Source organism: Paenarthrobacter ureafaciens, from assembly GCF_004028095.1.
Classification (GTDB): domain Bacteria; phylum Actinomycetota; class Actinomycetes; order Actinomycetales; family Micrococcaceae; genus Arthrobacter; species Arthrobacter ureafaciens.
The window spans coordinates 579880-604335 of record NZ_SBHM01000007.1 but is presented as its reverse complement, the minus strand read 5'-3'; the positions used below and the strand labels follow the sequence as shown (position 1 = coordinate 604335).

Here is a 24456-nt window from a genome sequence, read left to right as displayed (position 1 = left end):
CTGGAGGGGTGACGTTGTTGGAGGGGTAGCCGTGAGGCTACTTCTCCAACAGGTTCTCCTTAATGGTGCTGCCGGGGCTCACCACAATGAAGCAGTCCACGCGCCGGTCCCCGCGGTCCCAGCTGCTGGGGCTCGGGTACACATTCTGCTGCAACAGATTGGTGTACTCGTTGGCAGCGTCATTGAGCTTGATGCCTTTGCAGACTTCCCGGCCCTTGTCGCGCAGTGCATTGGTTCCCGGGAAGGAATCATCCGTAGGGTAAGTGAAAGCCGCGCCCAGTTGGGCAGTGTGCTCAGTGTCGCAAGCCACCGCGCGGGCCTTGGATGCGTTGGGGTCGAAGTCCGCGAAGCAGTCCCCGATCTGGAAATCCTTGGCGTCCGTGTCGCGGGGGAGGGGTCCCAGGGTGGCCGACGGCGTGGGCGAAGCGACCGTAGGTTCGGGGCGGGTTCCCAGCAGGTTCAGCAGGACCCAGATGACGACGCCGATGAGGACCAGGGCCCCCACCACGATTCCCCCGATGACCAGGCGCTGGCGCTTGACCGGATCACCTTGTGGTGGCGGCGGCTGCTCCGCGTAGCCGGGCTGCTGCGGATCGATTGGCTGTGCCGGGTAGCCGGGCTGCGGGTTGTCCGGCTGCTGCGGATCGATTGGCTGTGCGGGGTAGCCGGGCTGCTGCGGATCGGTTGGCCCACCCATTGGCGCCGGCTGTCCCATTGGCGCCGACTGTGGCGGCGGGGGTGGAAGGTCAGGCTTCGGGGGCACATTCGGGGCAGGCGGCACCTGGTCCTTGCCTGGTTCCGATGCCGACTCGTCACGGGGTGGAGTGTTGTCCTGAGTCATTCGGGTGGTGTGCCTTCCTGATCTGACGCCGCATTGAGGCAGACTCTACCCAATTTTCGATCCCTTGTGAGGTGCTGCAGCCGGTCTGGGGGTCAGGCACGGCTCTGAGGTGGCACACAGGCACCCCTGAAACCATGTAATCTAGACATACGACAAATTGACCAAACATTCCGGGGCCTCACCGATAGCCAAAGGTGACCACCTCCGGTCCAAGTACAAAAGGGGGTCACGCCATGGGGCGCGGCCGTCAAAAGGCAAAAGCTACCAAGCAGGCTCGGGACATCAAGTACTACTCCCCGAACACCGACTACTCGGCACTTGAGCGTGAGCTCACGCGCCCATCTAGTCGTGCCAAGAGCCACTTCCAGGAGGATCCTCCGGAGCCGGATTACTCGGCTTACGAGGACAAGTACGCGGAAGATGATGACGACGAGGTAGACACCCGCCGTCTCGGCTAGCTGTCGCAACACAACAGGTGCCTCCAGACACTGAGTTGCGTACCGCCGTCGTACATCAAGGTTGTCGTGCATCCACGGATGCCGAAGATCTCCCAAGAAGGCCCGCAGGGCATGCCGAACATGGGCATACCCTGCGGGTCCTTTTTGCGTTCACCCACAACCTTGCGTTCACCCACAACCTTGCGATCACCCACAACGTCGAGCGTCCTTGAACGCATCAAGGCCCGCCCTGCGTCCCCCCGTGGGAGGCGCGCAAGGGCGGGCCCTGAACGTTGCGAGGCTACCGGCCCACGACGTTGCCGGTGCGGTTGTCCGTGGTGCGGCGGCTGAGTCCGAAGCCGAGGCCCAGCATGCCAATGCCCAGGATCAGGTGCAGCCAGTTGTCGGCGCTGTTGAGCGGCACGAAGTTGGCCGTCGAATCCTGGCCGATGAGCAGGCCGTAGATCCAGAGCACCAGGTAGATGATGCCGCCACCGACGAGGTAGTTGCGGGCTTGGCCGGGTGTTTTGGCCATCAGCAAGCCGGCTGCGCCGAAGAGCAAGTGGACGATGTTGTGCAGGATTGAGACCTGGAAGATGCCCAGAAGGAGCGCTTCGGAGGTGTGTCCGGCGAACTGCATGGTGTCGTAATTGGAGGTGATTCCGGGGATGAAGCCCAGAATGCCGACCAGAAGGAAAACTACTCCAACAATTTGTGCTGCGCGCTGGATGGTTGTTCGGGTCCGGGCGGGGTGGTTCGTGGCTGTCATGGTTTCTCCTCAGTGAGTGTGGGTGCGTAGTCCTGAGTTCTTTCCGTGCACTCCAGACGCTGTCATAAGGTTCCTTAGTATTAGAGATCCGTGATGGAGACGTTACCTTCACATGCGGACAACGGAAGCGGCGCGGCTCCCGCGCTGCGGGCAGCACAACCGGAGATACTAGGTTGAGGGGGCCACGTTCTCGGAAAGGACAGCCATGCCGGAAGTTGATCGGTACAAGCAGGGGACTCCGTGTTGGGTGGACCTGTCTTCCACCGACATCGAAGTCTCCAAGAAGTTTTACCGGGAACTTTTTGGTTGGGAACTTGAAGCCATGGACGTGGGCCAGGGCCTGACCTACTACATGGCCAGGCTGAAGGGCCGGTACGTCGCCGGAATGATGCAGCAGCTTCCCGATGCGCCTCCGGGCATGCCTTCCTATTGGGCGAACTACCTTGCCGTGGACTCGGCAGATGCGGCAGCCGAGCGTGCGGTGGCCGCGGGAGGAACCATCGTCGTCGCTCCGGACTCTGTGCCGAACGGCAGCGGAAGGATGTTCTTTGCCGCCGATCCCACGGGCGCGCAAATTGGCTTCTGGGAGGCCGGAACCCATCTGGGCTCAGGCCTTATCAACGAGCCAGGAACCATGATCTGGAATGAGCTCCAAACCAATGACGTCCCCAAAGCCGTTGCTTTCTATGAAGCGGTCACAGGCTGCACCAGCAGCACAGGGCCGGCAGGAGACCAACGGGAATACACCAGCCTCGTGGTGGAGGGCCGGCCGGTTGCCGGTGCCCTCAAGGTGCCCATCGAAGGACTTCTCCCGTTCTGGATGACCTATTTCAACGTGGAGGACGTGGACCAAGCGCTGCAACAGGCCGTCGACCTTGGCGGGCACGTCATCGCTCCGGCGTTCGATGTTCCCGGAATCGGGCGAATGGCTGTGCTCATGGATCCCGCCGGAGCGGCGGTCAGCATCATGGCAGGACTCCCGGCATGACGTCCCGGACCCACTACGCCCACGGGGAGCCGTGCTGGGCGGATCTTCAGACGAGGGATGTTGGGGCGGCCAAGGACTTTTGCGGTGCGTTGTTTGGCTGGACCTTCCAGGACCTGCCCACGCCCGATGGCCGCCGCTACGCGCAGGCGTTTCTGGGCCAGGACCTTGTGGCTGTCATAGCTCCGCAGAATCCGAGGCAGGAAGCTGCGGGAACACCCGGGCAGTGGAATATTTACTTCGCTGCCAGGGACGCAGAGGAGATCGGTGAGGACGCCGTCCATGCCGGCGGCAAGCTCGAATTCGGGCCGGAGCAGGTTGCCGACACCGGTGTCCTTGCGTTCGTGGCTCCGCCCGGAGGCGGCACCACGGGCATCTGGCAGCCGGGCACGCACCGCGGGAGCCACCGCTTCAACGAACACGGCGCCTTCGCATGGGCGGAACTCCTGACTCCCCAACCGCAAGCCGCCGTCGCATTCTTCCAAGAGCTTTTCGGTCATGACGTTACGGAATACCCGCAGGAAGACGGCGGCAGCTACTCGACGCTGATCGTTAACGGTAACGAGGTGGCAGGGATTGTCCCTGCCGAAGATGGCGATGAGGCCGGCTGGCAGGTCTACTTCGGGGTCTCGGACGTGACAAAGGCCGTGGACACCGTGATCGCTGCCGGAGGGACCGTGCTGGTGGAGCCCGAGGACCAACCCGAAGAGGGCTGCCTAGCCACCATCATGGATCCCCAAGGCGGCGTCCTGAGCTTGATCCAGGTCCTCCCACCCAACTAGGTCGCATTAGTGCGCGTTTTGATCGCTGAAAACGCGCACTAATGCTACTTAGTTGGGGGAACGCGGAGCGGCCCGGCAGTTCGAAAACTGCCGGGCCGCCCTGTGTGTGAGGCGATAAGCCGCTTAGGCGTAGGCGTTCACCAAACGGACAGCGCCGCCGTCGACGCCCTTTGCGCCCTGTACGTAATCCGGGCCGGTCTTGTCGATCGAATCCGAGTTCTCTGCAACCGTGCCCATGACCCAGGAGGGGAGTCCGCGCTCGTTAAGGCGGGCGACTGCGGCGTCGGCAGCTTCCGGAGAAACGATCGCAACCATTCCGACGCCGAGGTTCAGCGTGCGCTCGAGATCGGCCAGCGGGACGTTGCCCAGCTCGGAAACGAGCTTGAAGATCGCGGGAAGTTCCCACGTGGCGCGGTCAACCGTGGCAACAAGGCCCTGCGGAAGAACGCGGGCCAGGTTGGCGGCGAGGCCGCCACCGGTGACGTGGCTGAAGCCGTGGACAGCCGCCCCTGCCGTCACCGGAAAGGTGCGGGCCAGGTCCAGGCAGTCGGCTGCGTAGACGCGGGTCGGCTCCAGGAGCTCCTCGCCCAAGGTGCGGCCGAGCTCGGAAACCTGGCGGTCCAGTGCCCAGCCTGCGTGGTTGATGACGCGGCGGACCAGCGAGTAGCCGTTGGAGTGGAGGCCGGAGGAGGCCATGCCGATCACTACGTCCCCGGCGCGGACGCGGTCCGGGCCGAGCAGGGCGTCGGCTTCGACGACGCCGGTTGCGGCGCCTGCGACGTCGTATTCGTGCTCGCCCAGCAGGCCCGGGTGCTCGGCGGTTTCGCCGCCCACCAGTGCCGTGCCGGCAACGGAGCAGGCGGAAGCGATGCCGCGGACGATGTCAGCGATGCGCTCGGGGACAACCTTGCCGCATGCGATGTAGTCGGTCATGTAGAGGGGTTCTGCACCCACCACCACGATGTCGTCCACAACCATGCCCACGAGGTCGTAACCGATGGTGTCGTGGATGTCCATGGCCTGCGCGATGGCGACCTTGGTGCCTACGCCGTCGGTGGACGTGGCCAGCAGCGGCTTCTTGTAGGTCAGCAGCTTGGAGACGTCATACAGGCCGGCAAAACCGCCGACGCCGCCAATCACCGAGGCGTTGTGGGTCGCCTTGACGGCGTCCTTCATGAGCTCGACTGCGCGGTCTCCCGCTTCGACGTCGACACCCGCCGAAGCGTAGGTGATGCCGGAGGCGTTCTCAGGGGTTCCGGCAGGGGATGCGGAGGTCATACGGACTCTTTCTTGTCGGCGTCGGTCAAACGATCAGCGTCGGTCAGGAGGTTCTCGAATTCGGCATCCGGTCCCGGGTCGCAGCCGGTGGCACCCGATTTCTCGGCGGGATCCTCGGTGGAGGCCGGATCGGTGGCAGCTTCGGCAGTGGGCTCAGCAGGCGCAAGCCCGCCAAGATCGGTGCGTTCCAGCAGGTTCTTGCCCAGCTTGTCCGCGTGCGGCAGCTCGATGGGGTACCTGCCGGTGAAGCAGGCCGTGCAGAGGCGTTCGCGGGGCTGTTGTGTTGCCCCGATCATGCCGTCCTCGGAAATGTATGCCAAGGAGTCCGCGCCGATTGCCTGCGAGATCTCATCGATGGTGGCTCCGTTGGCGATCAATTCTGCGCGGGAGGCGAAGTCGATGCCGTAGAAGCACGGCCACTGGACGGGCGGGGAGGAAATCTTGACGTGGACTTCCTTGGCGCCGGCCTCGCGCAGCATCCGGACGATGGCACGCTGCGTGTTGCCACGGACGATCGAGTCGTCGACCACCACGACGCGCTTGCCGCGAATCACCGATTCCAGGGCGTTGAGCTTGAGGCGGATGCCCAGTTGGCGCAGGGTCTGCGAAGGCTGGATGAACGTGCGGCCCACGTAGGCGTTCTTCACGAAGCCGTGCGCGAACGGGATGCCGGACTGTTCGGCGTAGCCAACCGCTGCCGGGGTGCCGGACTCGGGGACGGGAATGACGAGGTCCGCCTCGTGCGTGTTCTCGCGGGCCAGCTGGCGGCCCATCTCAACACGGGACTCGTACACCGAGCGGCCTGCGATGGCGGCGTCGGGGCGGGCCAGATAGACGTACTCGAAGACACAGCCGGCCGGGGTGGCCTCCGCGAAGCGCTGGGAGCGGACGCCGTCCTCGTCGATCGCGATGAACTCACCGGGCTCGATCTCACGGATGAAGCTCGCACCAACAGTGGCCAGGCCGGACTGTTCCGAGGCCACAACCCACCCCCGGTCCAAACGGCCAAGGCAGAGGGGACGGATTCCGTACGTGTCACGCGCAGCGTAGAGGGTGCCTTCGTCCATGAAGACGAAGCAGAAGCCGCCCTTGATCTTGGGGAGCAGCTCCAAAGCGGTCTGCTCCAGGGTCTTGCCCTCTTCGCCTTCCAGCAAAGCCGTCACCAAGGCGGTGTCCGAGGTGTTGCCCTGCTTCATTTCACCGGTCAGCTGGCCGTCGTTGCGCTGCAGGATCATTTCCCGGAGCTCAGCGGTGTTGGTCAGGTTGCCGTTGTGAGCCAAGGCCACCGTGCCGGTTGCGGTTGCGCCCAGGGTGGGCTGCGCGTTGGCCCAGTGACTGGCACCCGTGGTGGAGTACCGGCAGTGTCCCACTGCGAGGTGCCCGGTGAGGGTATTGAGGGTTGTCTCGTCGAAGACCTGGGACACAAGACCCATGTCCTTGTAGACATTGATGCGCTTGCCGTCACTGGTAGCAATACCAGCCGACTCTTGTCCGCGGTGCTGCAGCGCATACAGCCCGTAATAGGTAAGTTTTGCTACCTCTTCGCCAGGAGCCCACACCCCGAAGACGCCACAAGCGTCCTGGGGGCCCTTTTCGCCGGGAAGAAGATCATGAGAAAGTTTTCCGTCGCCACGTGCCACTGGTCGATTGTCTCATGTTGCGGCCGTGGTAAGTTCCCGCTCCGGTTTTGTGACCACGCGGCCGGGCCTGTTTCCTTGCGCGATCAGGCGATTTGTCCGCCAAATGCGGCGCGTGTCACAGTGGCTCCCCATGAAAAGGTGCCCTGGCTGCGTCCCTTAGCGGTCGCCGTCGTGCTCTGGTCCTTCGTCCGGAACCGAGTCCGGAACGGCTTCCACCACAGCCCGCTCTGCGCGCTTGACGCTGAGGCGGTCGAGGATGAGCGCGAGGATGGAGAAGAGGATCACGCCGCCGCCGGCGCAGGCTACGAGGAAGAATCCGAAGACCGTGGGGGCGTCGAATTCGGGATCGGCGGGGCGGCTGAAAGCGATGATGGCGGCGACGATTGCACCGACGATTGCTCCGAGGATCATGAAGGGGACGAACTTTGGTGCCCGGCGGACCGTGACGTCGCGGCGGGCGGGTGATTCGTTGCTGGGGGTGGGGTTGGTGTCCTCGGAAGCCATGCCTTCCAGCCTACCGTTCCTCGCCGAAGTGACAGTTAATGCCCATGTTTGCGGGAAACATGGGCATTAACTGTCAACTCGGCGCCGGGTCAGCTGCCGCGATACGTGGAGAATGCGAACGGGCTCAGGAGCAGCGGCACGTGGTAGTGCTCGCCGGCGTCGGAGACCGTGAAGTTCAGGTCCACTTCCGGGAAGAACGTCTCAATGCCCAGACCGTCGTAGTAGGCGCCCGTCGCAAAATTCAGGCGGTACGCCCCGCCCGGAATGCGCTCCGGTCCGAGGTCCTTGATACGGCCATCGGCATCGGTTTGGCCCTTGCCGACCAGCGTCCAGTTCTCGCCTTCGCGGACGTAGAGTACGACGGCAACACCCGCCGCCGGGCGGCCGGAACCGGTGTCGAGGATGTGCGTTGTTACCTGTGAAACGCTCATGCGTTGGCTCCTTCGCTGACGAGTCCGGAGAGGCGCAGCAGTGCGATCTCGCGGAGTTGCTCAGCCACAATTGTGTCTTCTTGTTCAGGGGTGTGGGTGAGGCGCTCCTGCAGTGAGGACAGGATTTCCTTGGCGCTGCGTCCCGCCGCGCGGATCAGGAAGACCCTGCCGAACTTTTCCTCGTAGGCGCGGTTCCCTTCCGCCAGCGCGGCTGCTGTGCCGTCGTCGTTGGGGTCCACGCCGGCTTGCTCGGACCGGGACATGGCCGCTTCGGTTGTTTGTGCCTTGGGCCGCTCGCCGATCCTGGGGTGGTGGGCAAGGGCGGATTCGACCTCTTGGGGGCTGAACGGATCGGCGGCCTGGTTCGCCGTGCGGAGCAGTTCGTCGACGCTCGCGAAGGGTCGGGCGTCGACGATTGTTTCCACCCAGCGGCTGATATCCAGGCAGGGGGTCAGGGCCTTGATGGCCTCGTCGCGTCCAACACTGTTGAATACTGCAAGCTCCATGCTTGTGTCATCCTCGTGTTAATGCTGGCATCCATGGTGTGGGCTATGCGGAACTCCTGCTTGTTGGGCAGGAGGAAGCCGTATTGCTTCCAGCTTCCGCATCATGGAACTGTTATTTCAGCATACGTAATAAGTGAAGCCGAGTTCTTGGGCCGGTGTCAAGACGCTGCCTCTTGGTGGTGCCGCGTCCTCACCGTGAGATAGAGGCGATGCGCCATGATGACCAGCGACAGCCACGCGATGCCCAGCGCCCACGCAGCCAGCACGTCGGTAAGCCAATGATGGCCCAGATAGACGCGGCTCAACCCCATGGTCAGCGAGAAAACGGACGCGATCACGATCGTCAGTATGCGCGCCCTCTTGCTCTTCAAGCGCAGGATGACCAGGTATGCCACGATTCCGGCGATCACGATCGAGTTCAATGAGTGCCCGCTGGGGAATGACGGCGAGTGTTCAAACGGAGGAATGGCGTCGCTGAGGTCCGGGCGGGTCCTGCCGAAGAGGGGCTTCCCGGCGACTGTCAGGAGCAAGGAGCCAAGTCCGGCGGCCAGCATCAGGATGACCGGCGTCCACGACTTCCGCTTGGTGGCCAGGAAGATCATGATGCCAACGGCGATCAACGGCATTCCCACCGTTCCGCCGACGTTTGTGTAGGCCGTGGTGGCTGCATCCAAGGCGGGGGACCGGAAGGACTTCGCCGCGTCGAGGACAGGATGGTCCAGGCCGGCCACGCCGTCCGCTTCGGTCACTGATTCGTAGACCTCGCCGAAAGTGACAATCAGGGCAACGGAGATGAGGAGTCCGATGACCAGGGTGATGACCAGTGCGGCATACGGGCCGAGGAACGTCGTGATGCGCTGGGCCGTGGCAGCCATGAGTTGACCGACCGGGCTTTTCCACCGCGTCAGGTCCTGCCCGGCCACATAACGGTCTTGCCGGACTTCTCCGCGGACGCCGTGGTCCTGCGACTCTCGTCCCTCAGTGGTCATCTTCGTCCTCTTCGGCTCGGCGGGGGTGGACTTGATAATAGTGAGTAACCTTATCATTTGTGGCCGGTGCGGGACCGCGCGCCGCGCTTCAGGGCGCCTGCTGCTCGCTCCACGCAACCGGCTGCGGCAGAATGGCCATCAACTGCGTTGAAGGAGTTGCTCCATGCCCCAGATCCTGACTTCCAGATTCCTGTTCGGCCCCGGTCCGAGCAACTGCTACCCGGAAGCGATGGCCGCTCTTTCCTGGCCCGTGCTGGGGCATCTGGACCCTGTGTTCATCGAGCGCCTCGACCGGGTCTGCGAGGGTCTCCGTACGGTCTGGGGAACCTCGAACGCCCGGACCCTTCCGTTGAGCGCCACGGGCTCGGGCGGCATGGAAGCGGCCTTCGTGAACACCGTGTCCGACGGCGACGTGGCAGTCATTGCGGTGAACGGACTCTTCGGTGCCCGAATGTGCGAGGTTGCCCGGCGTTGCGGTGCCACCGTGGTCAGGGTGGAGCATGAGTGGGGCCAGCCGGTGGACGCTGACCGGGTGTTGTCCGCCCACCCCAACCCGAAAGTCATCGCGGCTGTGCATGCGGAGACTTCCGTGGGGGTACAGTCCGACATCGCCGCCCTCGGGGCAGGCAAAGGAGACGCGCTCCTGATTACCGACGCTGTCACGTCCATCGGCGGCCTTGAGCTTTTGGCAGACGACTGGGGCATCGACGTCGGATATGCCGGAACCCAGAAATGCCTCGGCGTGCCGCCGGGCCTCTCCCCGTTCACGGTCTCGGACCGCGCCTTCGAACGTCGCGTCAAGGATCCGCGCTCCTGGTACCTGGACATCGGTCTGCTCGGCGGTTACGTAGGAGCAGCTTCCGGATCGAGGACCTACCATCACACGGCGCCGGTAACCATGATCGCGGGTCTCGAAGCGGCGCTGGACCGCATCCTGGCCGAGGGGCTCGACGTCGTACAGGCCCGCCACCGCGCTGCCGGGGCCGCGCTCCAGGAAGGTTTGCAGGAGATGGGCCTCGAGCTCTTCGCCGCCGAAGGAGCCCGGCTGCCGAGCCTCACCACTGTCAAAGTGCCCGACGGCGTCAACTCGGCTGCCGTCCGCGCTTACCTTTTGGAGCACTCCAGCATGGAAATCGGCGCGGGTGTTGGTGAATACACGGACACCGTCTGGCGGATCGGCATGATGGGCCCCAACGCCAACAGCGCATCAGTAACGTTGGTGCTCGGCGCACTGAAAGAGGCGATGGCGAAGGCGTCAGTGTAGGGATCTGATAGAGCAACGCCGGAAACCTGCGGGGATCTGATAGAGCATCCCCCAACCACCGTTCCTCTATCACATCCCGACGGGTTTTTCCGGTTCTTCTATCACCTCACGGGGTGAGCTGACCGGCGTCGTACGCCAAAACCGCGGAGGCGGGTGTTCCGCCGTCGGCCGGCTGAATCGACACGATCCTCAAGGTTCCGGCACCCGGCAGTGCGGTCGACTGGCCCTCCCGGAACGCCTGCTTGCGCTCCTGTTCGCCGGTCCGGATCCAAAACTGGATGGCGGGTTTCCCATCCGCGACGCCGATCTTCACAACGCCCACCTTCACGCCATCGAACGTGGGTTGCGTCCCTTGCTTGACTGTTACGAGCTGTTCCACGGCCATCCCTACTTGGTGTCCACGGAGTACACGGAATCAAAGTTTTCCTTGTACTCGTCCTCGGTCAGTTCCAGTGTCCCGGCTTTCTTGTCGTCGTCCCCGCTCATGTACCCTCCGGAAGGTCCCCAAGGGTTGGCCAGGACGATCACTTTCTCGCCGTCGTCGTTCGTTTTTACGTCCACCACAACGTATGCGTGGTTGGGAACGACGTCGGTGCGGTTGACTTCCTCGGACTCCCAGAACCAGTCGAAGTCGTCATCCTTGACGTCCTCGGTTCCCACCGAGACCGCCTGGCCGGAGGCAAGCTTTTCCTCGATGGAGCCAAGGTCGAGTTCCCCGTCCTTGTCCGCGGAACGGCCGGTCATCAGCTCCATGGCGTCGTTACTGAAACCGCCGTCGATGTCATCGTAGGAGCCGCCCAGGTGCTCGGCGGCCGCGCGTTCGTAAATGGACAACCAGTTGGGTTGGCCGTCAGCGCCGCGGACGCCGCCCTCGGTGGACTTGGCCTCCACCGTGACTTCCACCGGTTCGCCATCCTCGTACAGTGTGACCACCCAGTGGGTTGGCGGGTCGCCGACCGGCCGCATGTGCGATTCGAGGAACTCGTCCAGTTTGCCTTGCTGTTCCAAGGTTTGCGCCACGGACCCGATGCCGGCCAGCAGCCAGCAGTCGCCGATTTGTCCTTGGTTGATGTCGCCGGGATCCCCGGCGTCCGGGTCCTTGCGCACGTCGCCGGGGACATCGACGTCGGGCCTGTCCGGATCGAGGGGACCGGGGTCGCCGGGCGGGTTGGAGTCGCCCCTGCTGGAGTCGCCGGATCCGGTGGAAGCGGCGCTGGACTTGTCCTGCTGGTCCGCGTTCCGTTCCAGTTCCTTGGACTGTGCTTGGAGGGTGGTGGCCGTCCGGTGGAGCATCGGCCGGTGTTCGGTATCCCACGCCTGACGGAACTGGATCGCATCACGGCCGTCCCACGGAGCTGAGGCGATGAGTTGCCCGAGTTCCTTGGACAGCGCGTTCATTGTGTCCGAGTGCCGGGCCATGGTCTTGGCCAGTGCCCTTAACTGCTGGATATCGGCACCGTAGAATCCCGGCATCGCGTCCCCCTCGTGAATGTCTTCAAAGATGTGTGGCCGACGTCAAGCAGCGGTTGGCCACGGTCACGGTATCCCGGCCCCGTGGGGTGGGTCGATGGGTAGAAGTTCCCTTGGCCCGCCGGTTTAGTCGATCAGGATTTCAGTGGGGCTGCAGCTGGCTGAGGCCACCGGAACCGTGATGCGCAGGTAGGCCGGGCCCTTGGCCTCGATGCTCACGGTGGCACCTGCGGCGTCCGTGCTGCGCGCGACCAGCCAGCCGCCGGGGACATCATCCGTCCCCCCGAACGCCGGGAACCCGTACTTCCCCAGGACGGGGTCGCCCGCTGCGAAGACATCCTCGAAGTTTCGCGACGCCTCCACAATGTCCGCGCTGCTCTTCATGCTCGCCGGTTGGAGGATGCACCGGCCGTCGTTTGATTTAGCCAGGGTGGCGGCTTTGTCCGTACTCCACGTGATGCCGGGCAGCTTCTGTTCCAAGGCAGCGGCCAGATCGGTGCGAAGGGAATCGTATTTGGCGTAGCTCTCTGCCACGGAGGCGGGCTTTTGGGTGGGGGTCGCTGTTGGTGTTGCCGTTGGCGTGCCGCTTGTTGGGCCGTTCGGGGTTTGGGTGCACGCGGACAGCGCGAGGACACAGGCCACGGTCCACGTGCTCAGCCTGGCGGTGGTCTTTGGCATTCTTCCCCCAGTTTCGGTTTTGCTTACGCGCGCGTGGAAGCACGACGGCGGCAGTCACCGCATGGTTTCACACTTGCCGTGCGTCCGGCCATGGGGAGAAGGCCCCCTGGGTGGGAAGTGATAGAGGGGCGGGGGAAAGCCGAGGGAGGTGATAGAGGGGCGGGGGAAAGGGGGTGGGATGTGATAGAGGGTCAGGTGTTGCGGGTGAGGATCCAGGTGTTGGTGCCGTCCTGGCGTTCGAACGTCACCGTTGTCACCAGGGCTTCGATCAAGGCAAGGCCACGCCCGGACTCGGCATCGGAACCGGGCATGGAAGCCTGCATGTCCCCGGCAAACGGCTCGCGGGCGTTCCGGGCGCTGACCCGGGCAACCAACCGTGCCGGCCATACGCTGATCTCGACGTCGATCTCCACCGGCTTCTCTGCCACCGGAACCGCATACTGGACCACGTTGGCGGCGGCCTCGATCACGGCGGTGGTGAACGTCATCCGGTCCACATCAGGCACAAAGGAGGCGTCCTCCCACAGGGAATCCAGTTCGCCGTGGATGGCCTCGATGGCTTCCTCGTTGGACGGGCCGTGGAAGCCGCGGCGGGCAATGACCTCAGTCATCGCCGAACGCTGCCTCGGCCGTGGGATAGGCGGTGAGGACACGGTCCATGTTGGTCAGTTCCACGACCATCTTTACCTGCGGCTGGACGCCGGCGATCCGGAGGTCCCCGCCGGCCTGCCGGGTGGCCTTGAGGCAGCCGATCAGTGCGCCAAGCCCGGACGAGTCCATGAAGTCAGTGCCGGCCAGGTTGACCACCACGCGGCTGGAACCGCCGGCAACAACCTCGTTCACCATCTCGCGGAGCTTCGGGGCGGCCACCATGTTCAGACGGCCAACGCTTTTGACCTCCGCGTAGGTGTCCTTGACTTCGTAGCTAAACTGCATCTGCCTTCCTTTCTTCGGAACTTTCAGGCACAAAACCCTTGTACAAAACTGCTTTGACCAGCACGCTCAGGACCACCAGGTCGAACGCCACCCAGGCGACATTCACCAACGTCCCCAGCGGCTCGGCCAGGCCGGTCAACAACCTCGCAACACCCACCACCAAGGCAATGGCCAGCAGCACCGCCACAATGATCTGCGGACGGATGAGGCTCCAACTTGGCCCGCCGCTCTGGCGCGCCTTGGGGGTGACCGCGAACCCGAGGGGACGGCCGAACCAAACGTTCCGTGCCGCCGTCGTACATGCCTTGATCCACGTGGGGAACAAGGCGAGGCTGTACTGCTGGCCGCGCCACGTGGGGATCCCGTGCCCCGCCACGACGAAGAGCAGCTGGTTGACCACCATGAACGGGATGAAGCGGATGAAGAAGTCGAAGCTGAGGCTGGTGACCGGGAGGACGCCGAGCGTGAGGTAAATGATGGGCGCTGCGAAGTACACGACGGCGGCGAATCCGCTGAGGTAGCTCCACATCGTTGAGAAGTACATCAAGCGCTGGCCCCACGTGAGTTTCCGCTGCACCAACGGATTCTCGCGGAGGAGGACCTGGATGGTTCCCTGGGCCCAGCGGAGGCGTTGGGTGAGCATGGTCTTGATGTCCTCGGGAGCCAGTCCGTTGGCGAGGATCTCATGGTGGTAGACGCTCTTCCACCCGAGTCCGTGCAGGCGCATCGCCGTGGCCATGTCCTCGGTGACGGAGATCGTGGCCAGCGGCATGACCGGCTGGGCTTCGTCGCTGCGTTCCACGGAGATGGCGTCCAGGACCGCATGGACGGACTCCAGGGCACCGAGCGGCGACCAGTCGCGGCCGGACATACGGTCGACGGCGTCACTCGCCACGGTGGTCACGCCGCCTTCGCCGACGTGGGCCAGTTCCATGGCCGCGATTTCCTCAAGGTCGGCCTGCAACGCAGAGAAATCGGCTGCGACGAGGGTCCGCACGGCGTCGTCAACCTTGCGGCGGACGCGGTACGTGATCTCGCTGAGGGACACCCGGGCCTCGAGATCCTGCTGCGCGGCGTTGGTTGCAGCCTCATCTTCGTTGAGCATCTGTTCCACCAACGGGTTCGCGGCCTCGGGCGAGCGGCGGGGCCTTCTTGATGGCCTGCTTGGAAGCGGCCAAGGCACGCTTGATGCTCTGCTCCGTTGCTTTCACGTAGCCCACCAGGCCCAGTTGCATGAGGGCTTCCCGGCGGAGGATGGCATTGGATCCGCAGAAGAACGCAGCGTTCCAGCCGTCCTTGCCCTGCTGGATGGGGCCGTAGAAAAGGGGTGCCTGGCTGCCCAACGGATCGTCCGCGGGGACATTGATGAAGTACTGCGGAGTCTGGACCAGTGCGACGCGATCGTCGTTGAAGTAGCCCAGTGTCTTGTCCAGGATGTCCGGCTCCGGGATCTGGTCGGCGTCGAGGATCAACAGGTACTCGCCCGAGGTGAGCATCAGCGCGTTGTTCAGGTTCCCCGCCTTGGCGTGCCGCGGCATGTCCGGCGTCCAGTCTGCGGTCCGCGTCACGTAACCGATGCCGTTGGCTTCGGCGAGTTCACGCATCTCAGGCCGGTTGCCGTCGTCGAGGATCCAGGTGCTGTGCGGCCAGCGGATCTCCTTGGCCGCAAGGGCGGTGGTCATCACCAGGTCCAGTGGCTCGTTGTACGTGGTGATGAAAACGTCCACCGTGGCATCCGCGGGCGGGGCGGGCGGCGCCTTGCGGATCTTCAGGTTCCACACCGTCAAGCCGAACAGCATCACATCAATGAGGCTGTACGTCTCCACAACCACCAGCGGAACGGCAATCCACCACGCCTCCCAGTTCAGCGAAGCCAGCCACCGCCAGGCAACGTAGTTCACGCCAAGAATGACGGTGAGGACAACGATCAAACGGGTCCAGAAACGAGTCAAAATCCCCCTGTGTGGCTTTACAGTCCGGCCGGCAGCGGTGCAGGTTTTCGTCGAACAACGACGGCGGTCACGTCATCTTCCGCTGTGGCGGCCGGCGTCGATATAACTGAGCCTGCCCGAGGCGCTGTCCAAGCGTGCGTGGAACATGGTCACGAACGAACCCGACTGGTCCAGGTCCGACGCGATGGTGGCGCTCGCCGAGCCGAATGCTGCGTCGATGGCCGGCGTGTCCGCGACGGAACGCATCACGGCACGCACCGTCGCTGCGATGAGGGCGGCTCCCATTCCCTTGCCCATGGCGTCCGCGAACGTGAGGTGGACGCCGTCGGGGGTTTGGTACCAGTCGTAGAAGTCCCCGCCAACGCTGCGCGACGGCCGGAAGGCGCCGGCGACGTCGAAGTCTTCCAGCCGTACTTCTCTTGCGGCAGGAGGCTTTGCTGTACGACGGCGGCGCGCGCCAGTTCGTCGGTTTGGCGCGGGTCCTCCGCGGGCTGGGCAGGGGTGCGGGCCGGCGGAAGAGGGCCCGGATGCGGGCCTGGAGTTCCTTGGGGCTAAAAGGCTTGATGAGGTAGTCGTCCGCGCCGGTGTCCAGGCCCGTGAGCCGGTCCAATTCATCAGCGCGTGCCGTGAGCATCAGGATGTAGGCGTCGGAGAATTCCCGGAGGCGGCGGCAGACTTCCATGCCGTCGAAGTCGGGGAGGTTGATGTCCAGGGTGACCAGTTCGGCGTTGGTGTTCTTGACTGCTTCGACGCTGGTGGACCCATCTGCGGCTTCCGTGACGATGAAATCCAGCTGCTCAAGGACAACAACGAGGAGGCCGCGGATATCCTCATCATCTTCAATGACGACGGCATGACGCTGGGGCGCAGGTGACACCATGGCTCCATTAACTAATGCTGCTGACTTTTTGTCACGTTTGGTCAAGCAACATGAACGCCCGCTCACTTTCGGGTGAGCGGGCGTTACAAGAATTGTGTAGTTAGGTGAAAGAGCGTCCGCCGGAAACCGGCGGGATGTGAAAGAGGAACCGCTGGAAACCGGTGGGATGTGGGAGAGGAACCGCCGGAAAGCGGCGGGATGTGAGAGAGGGTTAGACGCCCAGCTCTTCGCGGAGAGCCTGGACGTGGCCCTGGGCGCTCACCTGGTACTGGGCCAGCTTCACCTTGGCGTCGCCGTCGAGGACAACGGTGGAGCGGACGATTCCTTCAACGATCTCGCCGTTGACCAGCTTCTCGCCCCAAGCGCCGTAGGCCAGGGCAACGGAGTGGTCTTCGTCGGAGAGCAGCGGGAAGGTCAGCTCGAAGTCGCCGGAGAAGCCTTTGAGTGCTTCCTGGGCGTCGGGGGAGATGCCGATGACGTCGTAGCCCTTGCCCTGAAGGCTGGCCAGGTTGTCGCGGAAGTCGCAGGCCTCGGTGGTGCAGCCGGGGGTGGCGGCCTTCGGGTAGAAGTAAACGATGACGTTGCGTCCGCGGTAGTCGGACAGCGAGACCTTGTTGCCGTCGGCGTCGAGAAGCGCAAAATCCGGTGCCTGCGTTCCGACGAGGAGTTTCTGGGCCATAGCGATCCTTTACATTCAACCGGCGGTTGCCGGCATTTTCACACTGACGCGTAGCCAGCAATGGTCATTCAGGGCGGACTGTCAGGACAGGTGTGCCTCTGGACAGAACAGCGTCGTTAGATGCTGTATTCCGCAGGTCCGCGCACGGTGGCATATGGGCCAGGCACGAACTGGTAGCCGCCACCACGGACGGTGGCAACCGTATAACGGGCGGAGCCGAGCTTCCGCCGCACCCTTCCAACATAAACGTCGATCGAGCGAAATGCCGCGCCCGGGAGGTCAAATGACTCCAGGAAGCGTTGCAATTCTTCACGTCCGATTGCCCGCGAGCAGTTCACCACCAGGTAGCGCAGCAGCTTGTATTCCATGCCAGTAAAGGCAACGGGCTTGCCGTCAAGGAGCACTACTTCAGCAGCGAGGTCGATTGCAAGCTGGCTGCGCCGGGCTGCCAACGTTACGGGCTCGACGGCGGTGCTGCCGCCCTCGGAGGGGTGGTCGCCGCCGTCGGATTCGGCCGTGGCGCGGGCGGCGGCGAGAGCCTCGGCCAGCGCCATCGAACCCGACTGCGGAAGGTGGTTACCGGCGTCGGCGGCTTCCTGCGGAGTGCCGCCCCAGGAAGTGTCGCCGACGCCGGAGTGTTCTGCCCCGATGGCGGGCCAGATGCGGACTTCCGCCTCCGGGGCAAGTTTCATGGCCCGGGCCAGCACAAGGCGCGCTGCCCGGTCCCAAATTTCAGGGTCTACGGGATCGCCCTCGGCCGGGTTGACCCAAAGGGCAAGGCCCCGTGCACTCAGACCCGTAGCGTTCTGGCCTTGCTGCCGCGCGGTACCCGCACTGGCGGAGGCTGGACGTCCCGTGGTGGGTCGTCCGGCTCCCTGGCGTCCGGGGTACCGTGCCGGCGGCGGGCCGTAGGCCTGTACTGCCATGGCGATATGTCCTAAACGTTGCCGCGGCGGATCAGCTTTCCGCCCGGGTTCTGGAAGTCGATCTCCGAGCCACGCAGGAAGGTCTTGCGGACCACACCGGAGAGCGGGCGGCCGTCGTACGGAGTGATCGGGTTCTTGTGCTTGAGCTTCTTGACGTCCACCACGAACGCGTCATCGTGGGCGAAGATGCTGAAGTCGGCGTCGTAGCCGAGGGCGAGCTGGCCCTTGTTGTGCAGGCGTGCCAGGGCAGCAGGCTTCTCGGACATCCAAGCCACCACCTGCTCCAGCGGGATGCCGCGGTGGCGTGCTTCGGTCCAGATCAGGGACAGGCCCAGCTGGAGGGAGGAGACGCCGCCCCAGGCTACGGCGAAGTCGCCGTTCTCCAGGTCCTTGAGGTCAAGGGTGGAGGGGGAGTGGTCCGAGACGATGCAGTCGATGGTGCCGTCCTGCAGGCCCTTCCAGAGGAGCTCGCGGTTGGAGGCCTCGCGGATGGGCGGGCAGCATTTGTACGCGGTTGCGCCGTCCGGGATTTCCTCGGCCATGAGGGTCAGGTAGTGCGGGCACGTCTCAACGGTGAGGTTGACGCCGTCGCGCTTTGCCGACGCGATCATGGGCAGCGCGTCGGAGGAGGAAAGGTGCAGGATGTGGGCGCGTGCGCCGGTCCAGCGGGCGCGTTCGATGACCTCGGCGATGGCCTTGTTCTCGGCGCCGCGGGGGCGGGAGGCGAGGAAGGTCTCGTAGTGGTCGCCGCCGGGGTGCGGGGCGCGGTCGATCGCGTGGGAGTCCTCGGCGTGGACGATCATGAGGGAGTCGAAGGACTTCAGTTCCTTCATGTCCTCTTCCATCTCGTCTGCATCGAGGTGCGGGAACTCGTCCACGCCGGAGTGCAGGAGGAAGCACTTGAAGCCGAACACGCCTTCGTCGTGCAGCGGGCGGAGGTCGGCCTTGTTGCCGGGAATGGCGCCGCCCCAGAATCCGACGTCAACGAATGCCTGGTCCTTGGCCACCACGCGCTTCTGCTCCAGGCCGTCCACGCTTGTGGTCGGCGGGATGCTGTTGAGCGGCATGTCGATGATGGTGGTCACGCCGCCGGCTGCGGCTGCACGGGTGGCGGAGGCGAAGCCTTCCCACTCGGTACGGCCGGGCTCGTTGACGTGGACGTGGGTGTCCACCAGGCCGGGGATGAGGGTCTCGTCGTCTGCGAGGTGGATGACCTCGGTGCCCGTCAGGCCGTTGCCCAGCGGTTCGATGGCGACGATCACGCCGTCACGGATGCCCACTTCGCGGGGTGCAATGCCGGCGGTGGTGAGGATGCGCTGGCCCCGGATGACGAGGTCGTAAGCGCCGATTGCTTCAGACATTGAGGTACTCCTTGTTTTCGGTCCGTTCCGCCAGGTACACGCCTATGTGCTTTCCTAATTCTTCAAGCAACGGACCTGCTTCAGCGATACATTTTTGGACGTTGTTTTCCATGTCGGTCAGGGCGTGGACCGTGTGGAATCCGGCATTGGTGAGTTGCTCCGCACTCAGGGTAGTCCGGCCGCAGACTGCGATCACCGGTATTCCGGCTTTCGCGGCTGCGCGGGAGACGCCCATGGGGGTCTTGCCCAGGAGGCTTTGTTCGTCCAGGCTGCCTTCGCCGGTGATCACCAGGTCGGCGCCCTTCAGTTTGCTCTCGAGCTCAGTGAACTCAAGCACGACGTCGATGCCCGGCCGGCGTTCAGCCTTCAGTGCCGCGATGGCAATGTAGCCGACGCCTCCCGCCGCGCCTGCGCCCGGTGCCTTCGCTGCGTGCTTGGCTTCCGTGCCTGTGGTTTGGCTCAGCACTTCCACGAAGTTGCTGATCGCCGCGTCGAGTTCGGCGACGTCGTCCGGCGTCGCGCCCTTTTGCGGACCGAAGATGGCCGGAGCTCCGCTGGCCCCCAAAAGGGGATTGTCGACGTCGGACGCCAACACGAACTCCGTTGCCTCGACGCGGACGTCGAAGTTGGAGAAGTCGATGCTGTCTATCGCGGCGAGGGCGGCACCGCCACCGGGGAGTTCGTTGCCGTTCTTGTCCAGGAAGACGGCTCCGAGGCCCTGCAGGACGCCTGCGCCGCCGTCGGTGTTGGCGCTGCCTCCAACGCCAAGGATGATCTTGCGGCAACCGAGGTCCAGCGCAGCGCGGATGAGTTCGCCCGTGCCGATGCTGGTGGCAGTCTTCGCGGTTTCGCTCGTGGGGCCCTCCGGGAGGAGCGCCAAACCGGAAGCTGCTGCCATCTCGATCACGGCTTCGGTGTTCCTGACCGCAAAGTCAGCCTTCACCGGTTCGCCGAGCGGGCCGGTGACCGAGGCGGTCCGGCGGGTGAAACCGGAGCCGATGGCGGCATCGATGGTGCCTTCGCCGCCGTCGGCCACCGGAATGCGTGTTGTCTCCAGGCCGCTGGCGCCGAAGCCCGCCTGCAGGCCTGTTGCCAGGTGCTCGACGACCTCGGGCGCGGACAGCGAGCCCTTGAATTTGTCCGGGGCGATGACCACACGCATTCCGGTGCCTCCTTTACTGTTTCTCTTTAGCCGTGGCGGCTGTTGGGCCGTTCGCGGCCGTGTGCGGCTGTTAGGCCTTGGCCAGGATCGCCGTGGGGGCGTCCGCAGCGGTTTCGGCCAGCTCTTCGAACTCGTTCACTGCGTTGATTTCCAGGCCCATGGAGATGTTGGTGACCTTCTCCAGGATCACTTCCACAACCACCGGAACCTTGAACTCGTCGCGCAGGGCCTTGGCCTTGTCGAAAGCGGCAGGCATGTCTGCCGGGTTCTCCACACGGATGGCCTTGCAGCCCAAGCCCTCTACAACCTTGATGTGGTCAACGCCGTAACCCATGGTCTCGGGGGAGTTGATGTTATCGAAGCCCAGGGACACGTGGTAGTCCATGTTGAAGCCGCGCTGGGACTGGCGGATCAGGCCCAGGTAGCTGTTGTTCACCACAACGTGGATGTACGGCAGGTTGAACTGTGCGCCCACGGCCAGTTCTTCGATCATGAACTGGAAGTCGTAGTCACCTGACAGGGCAACAACGGTGGCATCCGGGGTTCCCCTCACTACACCGAGAGCTGCGGGAGCGGTCCAGCCCAGCGGGCCGGCCTGGCCTGCGTTGATCCACTTGCGGGCACCGAACACGTGCAGCATCTGTGCGCCGGCGATCTGCGACAGGCCAATGGTGGACACGTAGGTGGTGTCGCGGCCGAAGGCCTTGTTCATCTCCTGGTACACGCGCTGCGGCTTGATGGGCACGTTGTCGAAGTTGGTCTTACGGTGCAGGGAGCCCTTGCGCTCCTGGCACTCGGCAACCCAGCCCGAGTAGTCCGGCAGGGTCTTGGCTGCCTGGCGTTCGCGGGCCAGCTCCAACAGACCGTCCAGCGCCGCACCGGCGTCGGACGCAATGCCCAAGTCCGGCGAGAACACGCGGCCGATCTGCGTGGGCTCAATGTCGATGTGAACGAACTTGCGGCCGGCCGTGTAGGTGTCCAGGCCGCCGGTGTGGCGGTTGGCCCAGCGGTTGCCGATTCCGATCACAAAGTCGCTCTGCAGGAAGGTCTCGTTGCCGTAGCGGTGCGAGGTCTGCAGGCCAACCATGCCGGCCATCAGCTGGTGGTCGTCCGGGATGGCGCCCCAGCCCATCAGAGTGGGGATGACCGGTACGTTCAGCAGCTCGGCCAGCTCAACCAGCTGGGCCGAAGCGCCGGCGTTGATGATGCCGCCACCGGCAACGATCAGCGGGTGCTTGGCCGAGGTCAGCATGTCCAAGGCCTTTTCCAGCTGCTTGCGGGAAGCCTTGGGCTTCTCCACCGGCAGGGGCTCGTAGGCGTCGATGTCGAACTCGATCTCAGCCATCTGAACGTCGATGGGCAGGTCCAGCAGAACCGGGCCCGGACGGCCGGAGCGCATTACCTGGAAGGCCTTCTGGAAGGCGCCGGGAACCTGGCCCGGCTCCAGGATGGTCATGGCGAACTTGGTGACCGGCTTGGCGATGGACTCGATGTCCACGGCCTGGAAGTCTTCCTTGTGCAGCTTGGACACCGGAGCCTGGCCGGTGATGCAGAGCATGGGGATCGAATCGGCCCAGCTTGCGTACAGGCCGGTGATCATATCCGTGCCCGCGGGGCCCGACGTGCCGATGCAGATGCCGATGTTGCCATCAGCTGCGCGGCTGTAACCGTCGGCCATGTGGCTGGCGCCCTCAACGTGGCGGGCCAGCGTGTGGCGGATGCCGCCGTGGGCACGCATTGCTGAGTAGAAGGGGTTGATCGCTGCGCCGGGCAGACCGAAAGCTTCGGTTGCGCCTTCCTTTTCCAGGATGGCGACTGCCGCGTCAACGGTGCGCATCTTAGCCATGGTGTGCTCCTTGTTTTGCCCTCTGGGGGCGAAGTCTGGGGTGTTTTTGGGTGTGGTGAGGGAGCCGCCGTCGTTATTTACGACGGCGGGTTCCCTGCTGTGTCTTATTGGCGCCTTAGCGCCGGGCTGCTACTTGCGGCCGCTGAGCTGGAGGACCTGCTTGAAGAGGCCCGAGTGGTCGAGGCCGCCGTCGCCCTGGTTGACGGTTGCGGCGACGAGCTGTGCGACGACGGCGCCGAGCGGGACGGCGACGTTGGCTTCGCGGGCTGCGGAGGTGACGATGCCGAGGTCCTTGTGGTGGAGGGCCAGGCGGAAGCCGGGGTCGAAGTTGCGGTCGAGCATCTTCTGACCCTTCTGGTCGAGGACCTTGGAGCCGGCCAAGCCGCCGCCGAGGACCTTCAGTGCTGCGTCGGTGTCTACGCCGTAGGCCTCAAGGAAGGCGATGGCCTCGCCGAGGACCTGGATGTTGACGGCCACGATCAGCTGGTTGGCTGCCTTGACGGTCTGGCCGGAGCCGGACGGGCCGACGTGGACGATGGTCTTGCCCACTGCGTTGAGGACATCCTGTGCTGCCTCGAAGTCTGCAGCTTCGCCGCCGACCATGATGGACAGGACGGCGTCGATGGCGCCCTGCTCACCACCGGATACGGGAGCGTCGAGGGGGCGGATGCCGGCTGTCTTTGCCTCATCTGCCAGGCGCTTGGCGACATCCGGGCGGATGCTGGAGGCATCGATCCACAAGGTGCCCTTCTTCGCGTTGGCGAAGACGCCGTCCTTGCCGGAGACAACACCCTCAACGTCCGGGGAGTCCGGGACCATGGTGATGACGACGTCGGCGTCCTTGACTGCGTCCGCGATGGAACTGGCACCCTGGCCGCCCTCGGAGACGAGCTTGTCGATCTTGTCCTGGCTGCGGTTGAAACCGGTGACCGTGTGGCCGGCCTTGACGAGGTTGATGGCCATGGGCAGGCCCATGATTCCAAGGCCGATGACTGCAACGTTGCTCATTGTGTTTCTCTTTCCGGGAAAGTCTGTGTGTCTGAAGTCTGGGTGTGTCTTTTAACTCGAGTGCGCTAACTCAGGTGTGCTTACCCAACTAGGTCGCATTAGTGCGCGTTTTGAGGGTTCTAAACGCGCACTGCTGCTACTTAGTTGGGCGCGCGGGGCTTAGTTGGCTGCGGCGCGCTGGCGGATGGCCCAGCTGAATGCCGTTTCCTGCGGTTCCTTGTACTCGAGGCCGATGTAGCCGTCGTAGCCGAGTTCGCGGCTGCGGGCGATCCATTCGCCGAGGGGGAGGTTGCCGGTGCCGGGAGCGCCCCGGCCGGGGTTGTCGGCGATCTGGATGTGGCCGAAGTCCTTGGCGTGGTTCTCAATGACGGATTCAACGTCGTCGCCGTTGACTGCCAGGTGGTAGAAGTCGGCGAGGAGCTTGATGTTCTGTGCGCCGGATTCTGCCTTGACGCGGGCGATGACCTTGAGTGCGTCTTCTGCCGTGAGGAGCGGGTACTTGGGTGCGCCGCTCACCGGTTCGAGGAGAACAGTTCCGCCAATACGTGCGACGCCGGCAGCTGCCGCGGCGAGGTTCTTGGCGGCGAGTTCGTCCTGCTCTTCAGGGGTGAACTCGTCCTGGCGGTTGCCGTAGAGGGCGTTGAAGGCCTTGCAGCCCAGGCGCTCACCGATGCCGGCCACGACGTCGATGTTGTCCTTGAACTCGGAGCAACGTCCCTTCCAGGAAACCAGGCCGCGGTCGCCGCCGGGCATGTTGCCAGCGTTGAAGTTCAGGCCCGTGAGCTGAACGCCGGCGTCCTTGATGGCTGTTTCAAACTCGGTTACTTGCGCGTCGGTGGGGACGGAGGTCTCGAAGGGCCACCAGAACTCGACGGCGTCAAAACCGGCTGCCTTCGCGGCGGCGGGGCGCTCGAGCAAGGGCAGCTCCGTCAGGAGGATGGAGCAGTTCACTGTGTACGTCATCGTAGGTCCTTCCGAGGAGGGGCTTTGATCTATCTTCCGGGTGCTTGGCTGTTGCCTTGGTGCTCAGCTTCAGTTTCCGCTTTGTGGAATTTAGATTCTGCTTTATGAAAAGTTTAGGGAAGGTGGGGGTGGGAGTCAAGGGGGCGCGTTGACTCATGGAAAAGGTCCG

Annotated in this window: 24 protein-coding genes and 3 pseudogenes; 4 read left to right on the top strand and 23 right to left on the bottom strand. The window is 64.1% G+C overall.

All coding sequences use genetic code 11. The annotated features are described in order from the left end of the window. Positions 1-37 precede the first annotated feature (37 nt). Positions 38-697 carry a septum formation family protein gene (locus AUR_RS20715; RefSeq protein ID WP_263885416.1) on the bottom strand — a complete coding sequence of 220 codons (660 nt, stop codon included), beginning with the start codon at positions 695-697 and terminating at the stop codon, positions 38-40. A 377-nt stretch (positions 698-1074) separates the two neighbouring features. Between AUR_RS20715 and AUR_RS06965 the strand changes: the two genes are divergently transcribed. Beyond that, positions 1075-1299 (top strand): DUF3073 domain-containing protein, encoded by a 225-nt coding sequence (locus AUR_RS06965; RefSeq protein ID WP_021472802.1) that lies wholly within the window; start codon positions 1075-1077, stop codon positions 1297-1299. A 280-nt stretch (positions 1300-1579) separates the two neighbouring features. Here the strand turns inward: AUR_RS06965 and AUR_RS06960 are convergent, their stop codons facing one another. Then, entirely contained in the window at positions 1580-2047 is a 468-nt protein-coding gene (locus AUR_RS06960; RefSeq protein WP_062098082.1) for a DUF4383 domain-containing protein, read from the bottom strand. Between the two features lie 205 nt (positions 2048-2252). Here AUR_RS06960 and AUR_RS06955 point away from each other — a divergent pair, with 205 nt between their 5' ends. Next, complete coding sequence (locus AUR_RS06955; protein WP_206616226.1) at positions 2253-3035, top strand: VOC family protein; 783 nt, start codon at positions 2253-2255, stop codon at positions 3033-3035. Continuing rightward, on the top strand, positions 3032-3814 hold the full coding sequence (locus tag AUR_RS06950; RefSeq protein WP_128397095.1) for a VOC family protein: 783 nt from the start codon (positions 3032-3034) through the stop codon (positions 3812-3814). The genes AUR_RS06955 and AUR_RS06950 overlap by 4 nt, the downstream gene beginning before the upstream one ends. A gap of 123 nt (positions 3815-3937) precedes the next feature. On the opposite strand, the gene purM is transcribed toward AUR_RS06950, so the two are convergent. From purM to AUR_RS06920, 6 genes are all read right to left on the bottom strand, one after another. Beyond that, positions 3938-5092, bottom strand: coding sequence for a phosphoribosylformylglycinamidine cyclo-ligase (gene purM / locus AUR_RS06945; protein ID WP_062098078.1), 1155 nt, complete (start codon positions 5090-5092; stop codon positions 3938-3940). Further along, the gene (purF, locus tag AUR_RS06940) at positions 5089-6732 is read right to left on the bottom strand and encodes an amidophosphoribosyltransferase (RefSeq protein WP_062098076.1); all 1644 of its coding nucleotides are present in this window, start codon (positions 6730-6732) and stop codon (positions 5089-5091) included. The genes purM and purF overlap by 4 nt, the downstream gene beginning before the upstream one ends. A gap of 156 nt (positions 6733-6888) precedes the next feature. Then, entirely contained in the window at positions 6889-7236 is a 348-nt protein-coding gene (locus AUR_RS06935; RefSeq protein ID WP_062098074.1) for a hypothetical protein, read from the bottom strand. Positions 7237-7325: 89 nt separating this feature from the next. Then, complete coding sequence (gene uraH, locus AUR_RS06930; protein ID WP_062098071.1) at positions 7326-7667, bottom strand: hydroxyisourate hydrolase; 342 nt, start codon at positions 7665-7667, stop codon at positions 7326-7328. Continuing rightward, positions 7664-8173 (bottom strand): 2-oxo-4-hydroxy-4-carboxy-5-ureidoimidazoline decarboxylase, encoded by a 510-nt coding sequence (uraD, locus tag AUR_RS06925; protein ID WP_021472793.1) that lies wholly within the window; start codon positions 8171-8173, stop codon positions 7664-7666. Before uraD ends, uraH begins: the two co-directional genes overlap by 4 nt. Before the next feature lie 158 nt (positions 8174-8331). Then, the gene (locus tag AUR_RS06920; RefSeq protein WP_062098069.1) at positions 8332-9162 is read right to left on the bottom strand and encodes a phosphatase PAP2 family protein; all 831 of its coding nucleotides are present in this window, start codon (positions 9160-9162) and stop codon (positions 8332-8334) included. 163 nt (positions 9163-9325) lie between these two features. On the opposite strand from AUR_RS06920, the gene AUR_RS06915 reads away from it, so the two are divergent. Then, a complete protein-coding gene (locus tag AUR_RS06915) occupies positions 9326-10426 on the top strand; it encodes a pyridoxal-phosphate-dependent aminotransferase family protein (protein WP_062098066.1) in 1101 nt (366 codons plus the stop codon). Between the two features lie 106 nt (positions 10427-10532). On the opposite strand, the gene AUR_RS06910 is transcribed toward AUR_RS06915, so the two are convergent. The 15 genes and pseudogenes from AUR_RS06910 to AUR_RS06845 all read right to left on the bottom strand — a co-directional run bounded on the left by AUR_RS06910 (position 10533) and on the right by AUR_RS06845 (position 24287). Beyond that, positions 10533-10805, bottom strand: a complete 273-nt coding sequence (locus AUR_RS06910; RefSeq protein WP_128397094.1) for a hypothetical protein — start codon at positions 10803-10805, stop codon at positions 10533-10535. A gap of 8 nt (positions 10806-10813) precedes the next feature. Further along, positions 10814-11899 carry a C2 family cysteine protease gene (locus tag AUR_RS06905; protein ID WP_062098061.1) on the bottom strand — a complete coding sequence of 362 codons (1086 nt, stop codon included), beginning with the start codon at positions 11897-11899 and terminating at the stop codon, positions 10814-10816. Between the two features lie 123 nt (positions 11900-12022). Beyond that, entirely contained in the window at positions 12023-12574 is a 552-nt protein-coding gene (locus tag AUR_RS06900; RefSeq protein WP_062098059.1) for a hypothetical protein, read from the bottom strand. A gap of 191 nt (positions 12575-12765) precedes the next feature. Further along, entirely contained in the window at positions 12766-13185 is a 420-nt protein-coding gene (locus AUR_RS06895) for an ATP-binding protein (RefSeq protein WP_062098058.1), read from the bottom strand. Beyond that, positions 13178-13510, bottom strand: a complete 333-nt coding sequence (locus tag AUR_RS06890; protein WP_062098056.1) for an STAS domain-containing protein — start codon at positions 13508-13510, stop codon at positions 13178-13180. The genes AUR_RS06895 and AUR_RS06890 overlap by 8 nt, the downstream gene beginning before the upstream one ends. Further along, positions 13500-15462 (bottom strand): annotated as a pseudogene (locus tag AUR_RS06885) (glycosyltransferase family 2 protein). The gene AUR_RS06890 and the pseudogene AUR_RS06885 overlap by 11 nt, the downstream one beginning before the upstream one ends. A gap of 72 nt (positions 15463-15534) precedes the next feature. Beyond that, positions 15535-15747, bottom strand: a complete 213-nt coding sequence (locus tag AUR_RS20820) for a SpoIIE family protein phosphatase (protein WP_375338545.1) — start codon at positions 15745-15747, stop codon at positions 15535-15537. A 298-nt stretch (positions 15748-16045) separates the two neighbouring features. Then, positions 16046-16342, bottom strand: a pseudogene (locus tag AUR_RS20815) (response regulator); the annotation flags it as partial. Positions 16343-16553: 211 nt separating this feature from the next. Then, entirely contained in the window at positions 16554-17021 is a 468-nt protein-coding gene (gene bcp, locus AUR_RS06875; protein WP_021472783.1) for a thioredoxin-dependent thiol peroxidase, read from the bottom strand. 116 nt (positions 17022-17137) lie between these two features. Next, positions 17138-17947 carry a winged helix-turn-helix domain-containing protein gene (locus AUR_RS06870; protein ID WP_062098054.1) on the bottom strand — a complete coding sequence of 270 codons (810 nt, stop codon included), beginning with the start codon at positions 17945-17947 and terminating at the stop codon, positions 17138-17140. Positions 17948-17958: 11 nt separating this feature from the next. Then, complete coding sequence (gene allB, locus AUR_RS06865; RefSeq protein WP_062098052.1) at positions 17959-19308, bottom strand: allantoinase AllB; 1350 nt, start codon at positions 19306-19308, stop codon at positions 17959-17961. Further along, the gene (locus tag AUR_RS06860) at positions 19301-20470 is read right to left on the bottom strand and encodes a glycerate kinase (RefSeq protein WP_062098049.1); all 1170 of its coding nucleotides are present in this window, start codon (positions 20468-20470) and stop codon (positions 19301-19303) included. Before AUR_RS06860 ends, allB begins: the two co-directional genes overlap by 8 nt. Before the next feature lie 70 nt (positions 20471-20540). After that, positions 20541-22316, bottom strand: coding sequence for a glyoxylate carboligase (gcl, locus tag AUR_RS06855; protein WP_062098047.1), 1776 nt, complete (start codon positions 22314-22316; stop codon positions 20541-20543). A 129-nt stretch (positions 22317-22445) separates the two neighbouring features. Continuing rightward, a pseudogene (locus AUR_RS06850) lies at positions 22446-23345 on the bottom strand (2-hydroxy-3-oxopropionate reductase); the annotation flags it as partial. A 138-nt stretch (positions 23346-23483) separates the two neighbouring features. After that, a complete protein-coding gene (locus AUR_RS06845; RefSeq protein ID WP_062098043.1) occupies positions 23484-24287 on the bottom strand; it encodes a hydroxypyruvate isomerase family protein in 804 nt (267 codons plus the stop codon). Positions 24288-24456: the final 169 nt, after the last annotated feature.